The sequence below is a fragment of the Pseudomonas sp. CC120222-01a genome, from assembly GCF_003097235.1.
In the GTDB taxonomy this organism is placed as follows: Bacteria; Pseudomonadota; Gammaproteobacteria; order Pseudomonadales; family Pseudomonadaceae; genus Aquipseudomonas.
The window spans coordinates 1-13641 of the sequence record NZ_QEQQ01000021.1 but is presented as its reverse complement, the minus strand read 5'-3'; the positions used below and the strand labels follow the sequence as shown (position 1 = coordinate 13641).

10 protein-coding genes and 1 pseudogene are annotated in these 13641 nt (G+C 60.6%); 1 reads left to right on the top strand and 10 read right to left on the bottom strand.

Features of this window, described 5'->3' with window-relative positions:
• Positions 1 to 288 precede the first annotated feature (288 nt).
• The 9 genes from sucD to sdhC form a co-directional block, all read right to left on the bottom strand.
• Positions 289 to 1173, bottom strand: coding sequence for a succinate--CoA ligase subunit alpha (sucD, locus tag N430_RS22600; protein WP_016393102.1), 885 nt, complete (start codon positions 1171 to 1173; stop codon positions 289 to 291).
• Positions 1173 to 2339, bottom strand: a complete 1167-nt coding sequence (sucC, locus tag N430_RS22595; RefSeq protein ID WP_003254205.1) for an ADP-forming succinate--CoA ligase subunit beta — start codon at positions 2337 to 2339, stop codon at positions 1173 to 1175. The genes sucD and sucC overlap by 1 nt, the downstream gene beginning before the upstream one ends.
• 172 nt (positions 2340 to 2511) lie before the next feature.
• Positions 2512 to 3948 (bottom strand): dihydrolipoyl dehydrogenase, encoded by a 1437-nt coding sequence (gene lpdA / locus N430_RS22590; RefSeq protein ID WP_110639020.1) that lies wholly within the window; start codon positions 3946 to 3948, stop codon positions 2512 to 2514.
• A 93-nt stretch (positions 3949 to 4041) separates the two neighbouring features.
• Positions 4042 to 5262 (bottom strand): 2-oxoglutarate dehydrogenase complex dihydrolipoyllysine-residue succinyltransferase, encoded by a 1221-nt coding sequence (odhB, locus tag N430_RS22585; protein ID WP_110639019.1) that lies wholly within the window; start codon positions 5260 to 5262, stop codon positions 4042 to 4044.
• A 42-nt stretch (positions 5263 to 5304) separates the two neighbouring features.
• Positions 5305 to 8136, bottom strand: a complete 2832-nt coding sequence (locus N430_RS22580; protein ID WP_110639018.1) for a 2-oxoglutarate dehydrogenase E1 component — start codon at positions 8134 to 8136, stop codon at positions 5305 to 5307.
• A gap of 246 nt (positions 8137 to 8382) precedes the next feature.
• Positions 8383 to 9087 carry a succinate dehydrogenase iron-sulfur subunit gene (locus N430_RS22575; RefSeq protein ID WP_016711649.1) on the bottom strand — a complete coding sequence of 235 codons (705 nt, stop codon included), beginning with the start codon at positions 9085 to 9087 and terminating at the stop codon, positions 8383 to 8385.
• 11 nt (positions 9088 to 9098) lie between these two features.
• The gene (gene sdhA / locus N430_RS22570) at positions 9099 to 10871 is read right to left on the bottom strand and encodes a succinate dehydrogenase flavoprotein subunit (RefSeq protein WP_103446607.1); all 1773 of its coding nucleotides are present in this window, start codon (positions 10869 to 10871) and stop codon (positions 9099 to 9101) included.
• Between the two features lie 3 nt (positions 10872 to 10874).
• Positions 10875 to 11243: a succinate dehydrogenase, hydrophobic membrane anchor protein gene (sdhD, locus tag N430_RS22565; RefSeq protein ID WP_027921320.1), complete on the bottom strand. Its 369-nt coding sequence runs from the start codon at positions 11241 to 11243 to the stop codon at positions 10875 to 10877.
• The gene (gene sdhC, locus N430_RS22560; RefSeq protein WP_012315350.1) at positions 11237 to 11623 is read right to left on the bottom strand and encodes a succinate dehydrogenase, cytochrome b556 subunit; all 387 of its coding nucleotides are present in this window, start codon (positions 11621 to 11623) and stop codon (positions 11237 to 11239) included. The genes sdhD and sdhC overlap by 7 nt, the downstream gene beginning before the upstream one ends.
• A gap of 351 nt (positions 11624 to 11974) precedes the next feature.
• Between sdhC and gltA the strand changes: the two genes are divergently transcribed.
• Complete coding sequence (gltA, locus tag N430_RS22555) at positions 11975 to 13264, top strand: citrate synthase (protein WP_054899921.1); 1290 nt, start codon at positions 11975 to 11977, stop codon at positions 13262 to 13264.
• A gap of 70 nt (positions 13265 to 13334) precedes the next feature.
• On the opposite strand, the pseudogene N430_RS22550 reads toward gltA, so the two are convergent.
• A pseudogene (locus tag N430_RS22550) lies at positions 13335 to 13641 on the bottom strand (IS4 family transposase); the annotation flags it as partial.

Below are 13641 nucleotides of genomic sequence, written 5' to 3'. Positions count from 1 at the left end.
GCACTGGCACAGTGCTGCTTGTCCGATGTGCGTACATGTTTGTCGTCTGTGTGACCGAGAACAGTAGGGATTATCCTCGGATTGAAACATACGTCTGCTTCAAAATTCCTATCGAACCGATCGAATAATCTGTGTTTTCAGGTCCGGCCTCTTCGCGGGCAAGCCCGCTCCCACAAAGATTGCGCATAACCTGTGGCCCGCGAAGAGGCCGGACCTGAAAACACTGAGCCAATAACGACAAAGGCCACCCGAAGGTGGCCTCTGTGCGCGTGGGGGGTGTAGCAGGTATTACTTCTTGGCTTCCCAGCCGGTCAGCTCGGCCAGGGCCTTGCCGATGTCAGCCAAGGAACGCACGGTCTTCACACCAGCGTCCTGCAGCGCAGCGAACTTCTCGTCCGCAGTGCCCTTGCCGCCGGAGATGATGGCGCCAGCGTGGCCCATGCGCTTGCCCGCAGGTGCGGTAACACCGGCGATGTAGGAAACGACTGGCTTGGTGACGTTGGCCTTGATGTAGGCCGCCGCTTCTTCTTCAGCCGAACCGCCGATCTCACCGATCATGACGATCGCTTCGGTCTTCGGATCTTCCTGGAACAGCTTCAGGATGTCGATGAAGTTGGAGCCTGGGATCGGGTCGCCGCCGATGCCCACGCAGGTCGACTGGCCGAAGCCGGCGTCGGTGGTCTGCTTGACCGCTTCGTAGGTCAGGGTGCCGGAACGCGAAACGATACCGACCTTGCCTGGCAGGTGAATGTGGCCTGGCATGATGCCGATCTTGCACTCGCCCGGGGTGATGACACCTGGGCAGTTAGGGCCGATCAGGGTCACGCCCAGCTCGTCGCACTTGACCTTGGCATCCAGCATGTCCAGGGTAGGAATGCCTTCGGTGATGCAGACGATCAGCTTGATGCCGCCGAAAGCTGCTTCCAGGATCGAGTCCTTGCAGAAAGGAGCCGGAACGTAGATAACCGAAGCGTCAGCGCCGGTAGCTTCCACGGCTTCCTTGACGGTGTTGAACACCGGCAGGCCCAGGTGGGTGGTGCCACCCTTGCCTGGGGTAACGCCGCCGACCATCTTGGTGCCGTAGGCGATGGCTTGTTCGGAGTGGAAAGTACCCTGCGAGCCGGTGAAGCCCTGGCAGATGACTTTGGTATCTTTATTGATCAGGACGCTCATTACTTGCCCTCCGCAGCTTTGACAACTTGTTGAGCAGCGTCGGTCAGGCTGGTGGCCGCAATGATGTTCAAACCGCTTTCTGCCAGTACTTTAGCGCCCAGTTCGGCGTTGTTGCCTTCGAGGCGAACGACAACCGGAACTTTCACGCCGACTTCTTTCACTGCACCGATGATGCCTTCGGCAATCATGTCGCAGCGAACGATGCCGCCGAAGATGTTGACCAGAACGGCCGCGACATTGCTGTCGGACAGAATGATCTTGAACGCTTCGGTAACGCGCTCTTTGGTAGCGCCGCCGCCCACGTCGAGGAAGTTGGCTGGCTTGCCGCCGTGCAGGTTGACGATGTCCATGGTACCCATGGCCAGGCCGGCACCGTTGACCATGCAGCCGATGTTGCCTTCGAGGGCAACGTAGTTCAGTTCGAACTTGGCAGCGTGGGCTTCACGGGCGTCGTCCTGCGACGGGTCGTGGAAGGTCTTCAGCTTAGGCTGACGGTACATGGCGTTGGCGTCGATGTTGATCTTGGCATCGAGGCAGTGCAGGTCGCCGTCGGCCTTGATCACCAGCGGGTTCACTTCCAGCAGGGCCAGATCGTGATCCTTGAACAGCTTGGCCAGGCCCACGAAGATCTTGGCGAACTGTTGAACTTGCTTGCCTTCCAGACCCAGCTGGAATGCCAGCTCACGACCCTGGAACGGCTGAGCGCCAACCAGTGGGTCGATGGTAGCCTTGAGGATCTTCTCAGGCGTTTCGTGAGCAACTTTCTCGATGTCCACGCCACCTTCGGTGGAAGCCATGAACACGATACGGCGGCTCGAACGATCTACTACAGCGCCCAGGTACAGCTCTTTGGCGATGTCAGTGCAGGATTCGACCAGAATCTTGGAGACGGGTTGACCGTTGGCATCGGTCTGGTAGGTAACCAGATTCTTGCCCAACCACTGTGCAGCGAACGCCTTGGCGTCTTCCTTGCTGCGAACCAGCTTGACGCCGCCCGCTTTACCGCGACCACCCGCGTGAACCTGGGCTTTTACTACCCACTCGTTCCCGCCGATCTTGTCGCAGGCTTCTGCAGCTTGCTCAGGGGTATCGACAGCGAAACCCTTGGAAACTGGCAGGCCGTATTCAGCGAACAGCTGCTTACCCTGATACTCGTGAAGATTCATGCTTTTTACCGTCTTCGTTAGGTACTGCGCTTCGGCGCTGCGCCATTACTGGCGCCGCACCACCTGTGACCATTGACCCCGGGTTTTCCCGTGTAGTCCGGTCCGGCGGACGTTCCGCGGTGAGTCATGCGCGCAAGACTCACGACGGGCAGCCCGCCGTGGTTTCTTATAATTAACGCTTCTTACGGTTGGCCACGTGAATGGCGCCGCCATTCACTGCCAGCGCTGCTTCATGCAACGCTTCGGACAGGGTTGGATGGCTGAAGACCATCATGCCCAGATCCTCGGCACTGGTGCCGAATTCCATTGCGATTGCGCCCTGCTGTACCAGTTCGGCAGCCGACGGGCCAATCACGTGAACACCCAGGACGCGGTCGGTCTTGGCGTCGGCGATGACCTTGACGAAACCACCGGTATCGTTGGCTGCCATCGCACGGCCGCTGGCCGCGAACGGGAAGGTGCCTACGTTAACCTCAACACCCTCGGCCTTCAAGGCTTGTTCGGTCTTGCCGACCCACGCGATTTCCGGGTGGGTGTAGATGACCGACGGGATCAGGTCGTAGTTCATCTGAGCCTTGTGGCCCTTGATGCGCTCGACGACCATGATGCCCTCTTCCGAGGCCTTGTGCGCCAGCATCATGCCACGCACCACGTCACCGATGGCGTAGACGCCCGGAACGCTGGTAGCGCAGTAGTCGTCGACGAAGATGTAGCCACGCTCATCGATGGTCACGCCGCTGTCGGCAGCCAGCAGATCGGTGGTCACCGGACGACGGCCGACCGCAACGATCAGCTTGTCGAAGGTGATCTTCTGCTCGCCTTCGGCGTTGGTGTAGGTCACTTCGACTTCGTTGCTATTGACTTTCGAGCCGGTGACGCGAGCGCCCAGCTTGATGTCCAGGCCTTGTTTGGTCAGGGTCTTCTGGGCTTCTTTCGACACGGCGGTGTCGGCAGCCATCAGGAAGGTGTCCAGGGCTTCCAGGACGGTGACTTCAGCACCCAGGCGAGCCCATACCGAGCCCAGCTCCAGGCCGATCACGCCGGCACCGATCACGCCCAGGCGCTTCGGTACGGTCTGGAATTCCAGGGCGCCAGTGGAGTCGACGATGACGTTCTGGTCGACCGGAGCCGGCGGAATGTCGATCGGACGCGAGCCGGAAGCGAGGATCACGTTCTCGGCTTCGATGACTTCGGTGGTGCCGTCAGCCTTGGTGACTTCGACCTTCTTGCCAGCCAGCAGCTTGCCGTGGCCCTGGATCGAGGTAACGCCGTTGGCCTTGAACAGAGTGGCAACGCCACCGGTCAGGTTCTTCACGATGCCAGCCTTGCGGCCAACCATCGCGGCGACGTCCATCTTCACTTCGCCAGTGGAGATACCGTGGACGTTGAAGCTCTCTTTGGCTTCCTTGTACTTCCAGGAGCTGTCCAGCAGCGCCTTGGACGGGATGCAGCCTACGTTCAGGCAGGTGCCGCCCAGGGCCAGCTTGCCCTCGGCGTCGGTGTACTTCTCGATACAGGCAGTCTTCAGACCAAGTTGTGCGGCCTTGATGGCAGCAACATAGCCGCCAGGACCTGCACCGATTACCACTACGTCGAATTTCTGGGTCATAAAAGATTCCTTATCAGCTACAAGCTACAGGCCGCGGACCGCGCGGCATGGCTTCTCGCGAAGCCAGGGCCGGCACGGTACGCAGCCAGAGGGTTAGATGTCCAGCAGCAGGCGAGACGGATCTTCCAGCAGGTTCTTGATGGTGACCAGGAAGGTTACCGCTTCCTTGCCATCGATCAGGCGGTGATCGTAGGACAGTGCCAGGTACATCATCGGGCGAATAACCACTTGGCCATTGATGGCCATCGGGCGCTGGATGATGTTGTGCATGCCCAGGATGGCAGCCTGTGGCGGGTTGACGATCGGGGTCGACATCATCGAGCCGAAAGTACCGCCGTTGGTGATGGTGAAGGTGCCGCCGGTCATCTCTTCGATGGCCAGCTTGCCGTCACGGGCCTTCTTGCCGAAGGTGGCAATGCCGTTCTCGATTTCAGCCAGGCTCATCGACTCGGCGTTACGCAGTACCGGTACCACCAGGCCACGGTCGCTGGACACGGCAACGCCGACGTCGGCGAAGCCGTGGTAGACGATGTCGTTGCCGTCGATCGACGCGTTGACAGCCGGGAAGCGCTTCAGGGCTTCGGTGGCGGCCTTGACGAAGAACGACATGAAGCCCAGGCGTACGCCGTTGTGGGTCTTCTCGAACAGGTCCTTGTACTTCGAACGCAGGGCCATGACTTCGGTCATGTCGACTTCGTTGAAGGTGGTCAGCATGGCCATGTTCGACTGGGCTTCGACCAGACGCTCGGCGATCTTGGCGCGCAGGCGGGTCATCGGCACGCGCTTCTCGGTACGGTCGCCAGCGGCAACCACAACCGGGGCAGCAGCGGCAGCAGCGGCAGGCTTGGCCGCAGGAGCCGGAGCCGACTTCTTGTTGGCGACGGCGGCGACGACGTCTTCCTTGGTGATGCGACCACCTTTGCCGGTGCCGGCAACGGTAGCCAGGTCGATACCGCTCTCTTCAGCCAGCTTGCGCGCGGCAGGAGCAGCGATCGGGTCGTCTTCGCCAGCGTCGGCAGCCGCGGCAGCCGGAGCAGCGGCAGCCGGGGCAGCAGCTGGAGCGGCGGCGGCAGCACCGCCTTCAACGATCGAACCCAGTACTTCGTCGGACAGGACGGTGTCGCCCTCGCCCTTGACGATGGCGCCCAGCACGCCGTCGGCGGTGGCCAGCACTTCCAGGACGACCTTGTCGGTCTCGATGTCGACGATCAGCTCGTCACGCTTGACGGCATCGCCAGGCTGCTTGTGCCAGGTGGCAACGGTGCCATCGGCAACCGATTCCGGGAAGGTTGGGGCTTTGATCTCGATAGCCATTATCTGTGTTTCCTTAAATTCGGTTTCAGGTGCGCGAAGGCATTAAACAGTGAAGGCGTCTTGCAGCAGTTTTTCCTGCTGTTCGGCGTGCTTCGATGCGTAACCACAGGCTGGCGCGGCGGAAGCGTCGCGGCCGGCGTATTCCAGGACCAGCGCCTTGTTGTGGCGGCCCAGGATACGGCGCATGTGGTGCTGACTGCTGTACCAGGCGCCCTGGTTCATCGGTTCTTCCTGGCACCAGACCGCATGCTTGAGGTTGGTGTATTGCGCCAGGATTTCGACCAGGTCGTCTTCAGGGAACGGATACAGCTGTTCCAGACGCAGGATCGCGATGTCTTCACGGCCTTCGGCACGGCGTTTTTCCAGCAGGTCGTAGTAGACCTTGCCGCTGCACAGGACCAGGCGTTCGACCTTGGCCGGATCGAGGGTGTCGATTTCCGGGATCACGGTCTGGAACGAGCCTTCTGCCAGGTCTTCCAGGGTCGAGATGGCCAGCTTGTGGCGCAGCAGCGACTTCGGCGTCAGGACCACCAGCGGCTTGCGCAGCGGGCGAATGACCTGGCGACGCAGCAGGTGGTAGATCTGTGCCGGGGTGGTCGGTACGCAGACCTGAATGTTGTGCTCGGCGCACAGCTGCAGGTAACGCTCCAGACGCGCGGAGGAGTGCTCCGGGCCCTGCCCTTCATAACCGTGTGGCAGCAGCATGGTCAGACCGCACAGGCGGCCCCACTTGTGCTCGCCGCTGGTGATGAACTGGTCGATCACCACCTGGGCACCGTTGGCGAAGTCGCCGAACTGGGCTTCCCAGATCACCAGCGCGTTCGGCGTGGTGGTCGAGTAGCCGTATTCGAAGGCCAGTACTGCCTCTTCCGACAGGAAGGAGTCGTACAGGTCGAAACGTGGCTGGCCCGGGAACAGGTTCTTCAGCGGTACGTAGGTGCTGGCGTCCTTCTGGTTGTGCAGCACCGCGTGACGGTGCGAGAAGGTGCCACGGCCGATGTCCTGGCCGGTCATGCGGATCGGGTGACCTTCGAACTGCAGGGTGGCGTAGGCCATGGTCTCTGCATAGCCCCAGTTGATCGGCAAGCCACCGGCCTGCATCTTCTGGCGATCTTCGTAGATCTTCGCGACCTGGCGCTGGACGACGAAGCCTTCCGGCAGCTCCAGCAGCTTGGCCGACAGGTCCTGCAGGGTCTTGAGGTCGAAGCGGGTGTCGTGACGCGCGGTCCAGGCATGGCCCAGGTACGGACGCCAGTCGACGAACAGCTCGCGGTTCGGCTCCTTGACCAGGCTCTTCACCACGTGCAGGCCGTTGTCCAGGGCGTTGCGGTACTCGTCGATCTTGGCCTGAGCACGCTCGGCATCGATGCGACCGGCCTGGATCAGCGAATCAGCGTACAGCTCACGGGTGGTGCGCTGCTTGGTGATCTGCTGGTACATCAAAGGCTGGGTGCCGTTCGGTTCGTCGGCCTCGTTGTGGCCGCGGCGACGGTAGCAGACCAGGTCGATGACCACGTCACGCTTGAACTGCATGCGGTAATCGATGGCCAGCTGGGTCACGAACAGCACCGCTTCCGGATCGTCACCGTTGACGTGCAGGATCGGCGCCTGAATCATTTTGGCGACGTCGGTGGCGTACTCGGTGGAACGTGCGTCCAGCGGGTTGCTGATGGTGAAACCAACCTGGTTGTTGATCACGATGTGCACGGTACCGCCGGTCTTGAAACCGCGGGTCTGCGACATCTGGAAGGTTTCCATGACCACGCCCTGGCCGGCGAACGCAGCGTCGCCGTGGATCGAGATCGGCAGAACCTTGTCACCCACGGTGTCGTTGCGACGGTCCTGACGGGCGCGCACCGAACCTTCCACCACTGGCGAGACGATTTCCAGGTGGGACGGGTTGAACGCCATGGCCAGGTGAACTTCGCCACCCGGGGTCATCACGTTCGAAGAGAAGCCCTGGTGATACTTCACGTCACCGGAGCCCAGCTCATTCATCTTCTTGCCTTCGAACTCGTCGAACAGCTCGCGCGGGTTCTTGCCGAAGGTGTTGACCAGCACGTTCAGACGGCCGCGGTGGGCCATGCCGATCACGACTTCCTTGGTGCCGTAGGAGCCGGAGCGCTGGATCATCTCGTCCAGCATCGGGATCAGGCTTTCGCCGCCCTCGAGGCCGAAACGCTTGGTGCCTGGGTACTTGGTGCCCAGGTATTTCTCAAGGCCTTCACCGGCAGTCACACGCTCGAGCAGGTGCGTCTGCACGTCGACCGAGAATTCCGGACGGCCGCGCACGCTTTCCAGGCGCTGCTGGAACCAGCTGCGCTGCTCGGAATCGACGATATGGGTGAACTCGGCGCCAATGGTGCGACAATATGTCTTCTGGAGTGCCTCGAAGATGTCGCGTAGGCTCGCCTCCTCTTTGCCGATGAACAGGTCGCCGGCACGGAAGGTCGTATCAAGATCGGCATTGGTCAAGCCGTAGTGATTGATCGACAGGTCTACAGGCGCAGGTCGCTGCCACAACCCCAACGGGTCGAGCTTGGCAGCCTGATGGCCGCGCATACGATAGGCCTGGATCAGTCGCAGAACTTCAACCTGCTTCTTCTCGTGTTCTGTGCTCACGCTCCCGGCGGAAACCGGTTGGGCGCGGCGCTGGTTCTTTGCCAGCAGTACGAAATGGTCGCGGATCGTCGAGTGCGATACATCGGTAGCGGTGCTGCCGTCGGCTGGCAACTTCTGGAAGTAAGTGCGCCACTCTTCTGGCACAGCGTTAGGGTCGTGCAGGTAGAGCTCGTAGAGCTCTTCCACATATGCAGCGTTACCACCTGAAAGGTGGGCGCTATCCCACATGCGCTGCATCACGCTTTCTTGCATGCTTGGTCACCCTCGGTTAGGGGACTGATCGGCGAGAGCCACAGCAAACCTGGAAAAGTCCGAATAAAGCGACTGAACCACGCCACTTGGATCCTGCTGATTTTCCGGGTACCAGCCCGGAAAGCCCCTGCTGGTCTCATATCTTCATAGGTATCGAACGCGGGCTTTGTGAGCCCTTGCTCAGGTTTTACCTCAGTGCGGGCTCACCACCCGCACCTCGGCTTACTGCAGTTACAACGCTTTGTATCAGGTGCCGCTTTGCAGCAGCATGTTACGTACGTGACCGATTGCCTTGGTAGGGTTCAGACCCTTCGGGCAAACGTTGACGCAGTTCATGATCCCGCGGCAGCGGAATACGCTGAACGGGTCATCCAGGGACGCCAGGCGCTCCTGGGTCTTGGTGTCACGGCTGTCAGCCAGGAAGCGATAGGCCTGCAGCAGGGCGGCCGGGCCCAGGAACTTGTCCGGGTTCCACCAGAACGACGGGCAGGAAGTCGAGCAGCAAGCGCACAGGATGCACTCGTACAGACCGTCCAGCTTGTCGCGGTCTTCCGGCGACTGCAGACGCTCGATGGCCGGAGCCGGCGTGTCGTTCTGCAGGAATGGCTTCACCTTCTCGTACTGCTTGTAGAAGATGCTCATGTCGACCACCAGGTCACGAATGACCGGCAGGCCTGGCAGCGGGCGCAGAACCAGCTTGTTGCCCTTGACCACAGCCGACAGCGGCGTGATGCAGGCCAGGCCGTTCTTGCCGTTCATGTTCATGCCATCGGAACCGCAAACGCCTTCACGGCAGGAGCGACGGTACGAGAAGCCCTCGTCCTTCTCCTTGATCAGCGCCAGCACGTCCAGCACCATCAGGTCCTTGCCGCCGGTATCGACGTCGAACGACTCCATCTTGGGCGCCGAGTCGGTGTCCGGGTTGTAACGATAAACTTCGACTTTCAACATAGCAGCCACCCTTAGTAAGTCCGGACTTTTGGTTCGAAGGCTGGAACAGTCTTCGGCGCAAAGTTGACGCCACGCTTGGCGACGCGCTTCTCACCCGGGTAGTACAGGGTGTGGCACAGCCAGTTTTCGTCGTCACGGTCTTCGAAGTCTTCACGGGCGTGAGCGCCGCGGGACTCTTTACGGGCTTCGGCCGCAATGGCGGTAGCTTCGGCGACTTCCAGCAGGTTCTGCAGCTCCAGCGCTTCGATACGCGCAGTGTTGAAGGCCTGGGACTTGTCGTTGATCTTGACGTTGGCGATGCGCTCACGCAGGCCGGCCAGCTGCTCGATACCCTTCTGCATGTATTCGCCAGTACGGAATACACCGAAGTAGTTCTGCATGCAGCTCTGCAGCTCGCGCTTCAGGCTGGCAACGTCTTCGCCGGAAGTACGCTCGTTGAGCTTGTTCAGGCGGTTCAGGGCAACATCGATGTCGGTGTCGCTGGCGTCGAGGTGCTCGATGCCGTCGCTCAGCGCCTTCTCCAGGTGCAGGCCGGCAGCACGGCCGAACACCACCAGGTCGAGCAGCGAGTTACCGCCCAGGCGGTTGGCGCCGTGTACCGATACGCACGCCACTTCACCTACGGCGAACAGGCCAGGAATGATGTGATCCTTGCCTTCTTCGTCCATGGTGATGGCCTGGCCATGGATGTTGGTGGCAACGCCACCCATCATGTAGTGGCAGGTCGGAACGACCGGCACCGGCGCGACCACCGGGTCGACGTGGGCGAAGGTCTTGGACAGTTCGCAGATACCTGGCAGGCGGCTGTGCAGCACCTCCTCGCCCAGGTGGTCCAGCTTCAGCAGTACGTGGTCCTTGTTCGGGCCCACGCCGTTGCCGGCGATGATTTCCTTGACCATGGAACGGGCAACCACGTCGCGGCCGGCCAGGTCTTTCGCGTTCGGCGCGTAACGCTCCATGAAGCGCTCGCCGTGGGCGTTGATCAGGTAGCCACCCTCACCGCGGCAACCTTCGGTGACCAGTACACCGGCGCCGGCGATGCCGGTCGGGTGGAACTGCCACATCTCGATGTCCTGTACCGGTACGCCTGCGCGCAGGGCCATGCCGATACCGTCACCGGTGTTGATCAGGGCGTTGGTGGTGGACGCGTAGATACGGCCCGCACCGCCAGTGGCCAGAACGGTGGCCTTGGACTTGATGTACATGGTTTCGCCGGTTTCGATGCAGATCGCGATCACACCGACGAAAGCGCCTTCCTGATTCTTCACCAGGTCAACGGCGTAGTACTCGTTGAGGAAGGTGGTACCGGCTTTCAGGTTGCCCTGGTACAGGGTGTGCAGCAGCGCGTGACCGGTACGGTCGGAAGCGGCACAGGTACGGGCGGCCTGGCCACCTTTACCGAAGTCCTTGGACTGGCCACCGAACGGGCGCTGGTAGATACGGCCGGTTTCGGTACGCGAGAACGGCAGACCCATGTGGTCCAGCTCGAAGACCGCAGCCGGGCCTTCCTGACACATGTATTCGATAGCGTCCTGGTCACCGATGTAGTCGGAACCCTTGACGGTATCGTACATGTGCCAGCGCCAGTCGTCGTTCGGGTCGGCCGAAGCGATGGCGCAGGTGATGCCGCCCTGGGCGGATACAGTGTGCGAACGGGTCGGGAAGACCTTGGTGACTACGGCAGTCTTGTGACCGCCCTGGGCCAGCTGCAGCGCTGCGCGCATGCCGGCGCCGCCGCCACCGATGATGATGGCGTCGAAGGAAATGGTTGGAATGCTAGCCATGGATCAGATACCCCAGAGAATCTGCACACCCCAGACGAAGTAAGCGAACATCGCAACGCCGCATACCGCCTGGAACAGGAAACGAATCGCAGTCGCCGACTTGCCGAACGACATTGGCGTCAGGTAGTCGGTGGCGATGGTCCACATGCCGACCCAGGCGTGAGCGCCCAGGGCAACGAGGGCCAGCAGACTGAAGATCCGCATCGCGTTGTTGGAGAACAGACCATGCCACTGGGTGTAGTCGATGCCTGGGTGGCAGACCACGTAGCCGATCAGGAAGATGAAGTAAGCCGCGAGAACGACCGCCGATACGCGCTGCGCCATCCAGTCATAGAGGCCCGAACGCGACAGGTTCGTGACATTGGTTACCATACCCAAACTCCCACCAGAACGATCAGCACCACGGAGATGACGATCACGATTTTCGAGCCCAGCTTGCCGCCTTCCAGCGTCTCACCGATACCCATGTCCATGATCAGGTGGCGTACACCTGCCACGAGGTGATAAAGCAGGGCGGACAGCAGGCCCCAGGTCACGAACTTGGCCAGCGGGCTGGTCAGACACGCCTTCACCTCACCGAAGCCTTCCTCGGAACCCAGCGACTTGCCCAGTGCATAAAGCATGATGGCAAGGCCGAGGAACAGGATGACGCCGGAGATACGGTGCAGAATGGACGTGTACGCAGTGACAGGAAGCTTGATGGTCCTTAGGTCTAGGTTTACAGGTCGTTGGCTTTTCACGGCTTTTTTCACACTGAAGAGCCCCTAGCGAATCAGGGCAAAGTTGTTGGTAAGTGTACTGGTCAGGTACCCACCACCCAGGGAACGGCGACCCCCAGCAGTTCGGGCTTGCAAGCCCCTGGGAGTCGGGTGCCGAGTATAGACAGTTAGGCTGCTTATGACAACGTGACGGGGTAGCCCAAATAGCGGATTGCCTTTAGCGAGCAAAAGGCGTAAATGGGCGAGAAATTCTAGAAAAATCAGGCTTCAGAGGGCCTTTCAACCAGCCTTTAGGCAAATTGACATTCGAATTTACTTCTCTATAGTGGTGCGGGCCCTGCGTGGGGGGCTGTCTGATGATTTCAAGCATTAATAGGAGGCCACATGGCTGACAAAAAAGCGCAGTTGGTCATCGAGGGCGCTGCCCCCGTCGAGCTGCCCATTTTAACCGGCACCGTTGGTCCTGATGTAATCGACGTCCGCGGGTTGGGGGCCACTGGTCACTTCACCTTCGACCCTGGTTTCATGGCGACCGCCTCGTGCGAGTCGAAGATCACCTACATCGACGGCGACAAGGGCGTGCTGCTGCACCGCGGCTACCCGATCGAACAGCTCGCCGAGAAATCGGATTACCTGGAAACCTGCTACCTGCTGCTCAACGGCGAATTGCCGAATGCCGAGCAGAAGGCCCAGTTCGTCAGCACCGTCAAGAACCACACCATGGTTCACGAGCAGCTGAAGTCCTTCTTCAACGGTTTCCGCCGCGACGCTCACCCGATGGCGGTGATGTGCGGCGTGGTCGGCGCCCTGTCGGCGTTCTACCACGACTCCCTGGACATCAATAACCCGCAACACCGCGAAATTTCCGCGGTGCGCCTGGTCGCCAAGATGCCGACCCTGGCCGCGATGGTTTACAAGTACTCCATGGGCCAGCCGATGATGTACCCGCGCAACGACCTGTCGTACGCGGAAAACTTCCTGCACATGATGTTCAACACCCCGTGCGAGATCAAACCGATCAGCCCGGTGCTGGCCAAGGCAATGGACCGGATCTTCATCCTCCACGCCGACCACGAGCAGAACGCCTCCACCTCCACCGTGCGCCTGGCAGGCTCCTCGGGCGCCAACCCGTTCGCCTGTATCGCTGCCGGTATCGCCGCACTGTGGGGCCCGGCCCACGGCGGTGCGAACGAAGCGGTCCTGACCATGCTCGATGAAATTGGCGATGTCTCGAACATCGACAAGTACATCGCCAAGGCCAAGGACAAGAACGACCCGTTCAAACTCATGGGCTTCGGTCACCGCGTCTACAAGAACCGTGACCCGCGCGCCACCGTGATGAAGAAGACCTGCGACGAAGTCCTGGGCGAGCTGGGCATCAAGAACGATCCACAGCTGGAACTGGCCATGCGCCTGGAAGAGATCGCCCTGACCGATCCGTACTTCATCGAGCGCTCGCTGTACCCGAACGTCGACTTCTACTCGGGCATCATCCTGAAGGCGATCGGCATTCCGACCAGCATGTTCACCGTGATCTTCGCCCTGGCACGTACTGTCGGCTGGATCTCGCACTGGAAAGAAATGCTCTCCAGCCCGTACAAGATCGGCCGCCCTCGCCAGCTGTACACCGGCGAACTGCAGCGCGACATCGTCGAGCTGAAGGACCGCAAGTAAGCCTTACCCGCCGAACGCAAAAAAAGGCTGCCCTCGGGCTAATGCCAGTCAGTTAAGCTGACTGGCATTTTCATTTTCGGGTCGGGTATTTTGCTGGTCGTTGCTTCACTGCTCTGGGGAACCAACGATCAGGTCGCCGATGAGGTAGGACATACTGCGCTGCTGATGCCTGCAAGTCCGCCAGAAATCCTGGCAGGTTGCCGGGATGATTCAGTGATGTGCCATGCAGCAAGCCCAAGATTGCCCAGCTGCAGGCGGTAAAACTCATTTCGCAGGGATAAACACCTGGGCACTGCCTCGACATCTGAACCATCTGATAGCGCAGCAGGTTGTAGCCCAGCAGCACGCCCCAAAGTTCTTGCGCAATCATCTCTGGT

Excerpts from the sequence above, each read along its gene's own strand:
- sucD (WP_016393102.1), bottom strand. The coding sequence starts at position 1,173 with ATGAGCGTCCTGATCAATAAAGATACCAAAGTCATCTGCCAGGGCTTC.
- sucC (WP_003254205.1), bottom strand. The coding sequence starts at position 2,339 with ATGAATCTTCACGAGTATCAGGGTAAGCAGCTGTTCGCTGAATACGGC.
- lpdA (WP_110639020.1), bottom strand. The coding sequence starts at position 3,948 with ATGACCCAGAAATTCGACGTAGTGGTAATCGGTGCAGGTCCTGGCGGC.
- odhB (WP_110639019.1), bottom strand. The coding sequence starts at position 5,262 with ATGGCTATCGAGATCAAAGCCCCAACCTTCCCGGAATCGGTTGCCGAT.
- N430_RS22580 (WP_110639018.1), bottom strand. The coding sequence starts at position 8,136 with ATGCAAGAAAGCGTGATGCAGCGCATGTGGGATAGCGCCCACCTTTCA.
- N430_RS22575 (WP_016711649.1), bottom strand. The coding sequence starts at position 9,087 with ATGTTGAAAGTCGAAGTTTATCGTTACAACCCGGACACCGACTCGGCG.
- sdhA (WP_103446607.1), bottom strand. The coding sequence starts at position 10,871 with ATGGCTAGCATTCCAACCATTTCCTTCGACGCCATCATCATCGGTGGC.
- sdhD (WP_027921320.1), bottom strand. The coding sequence starts at position 11,243 with ATGGTAACCAATGTCACGAACCTGTCGCGTTCGGGCCTCTATGACTGG.
- gltA (WP_054899921.1), top strand. The coding sequence starts at position 11,975 with ATGGCTGACAAAAAAGCGCAGTTGGTCATCGAGGGCGCTGCCCCCGTC.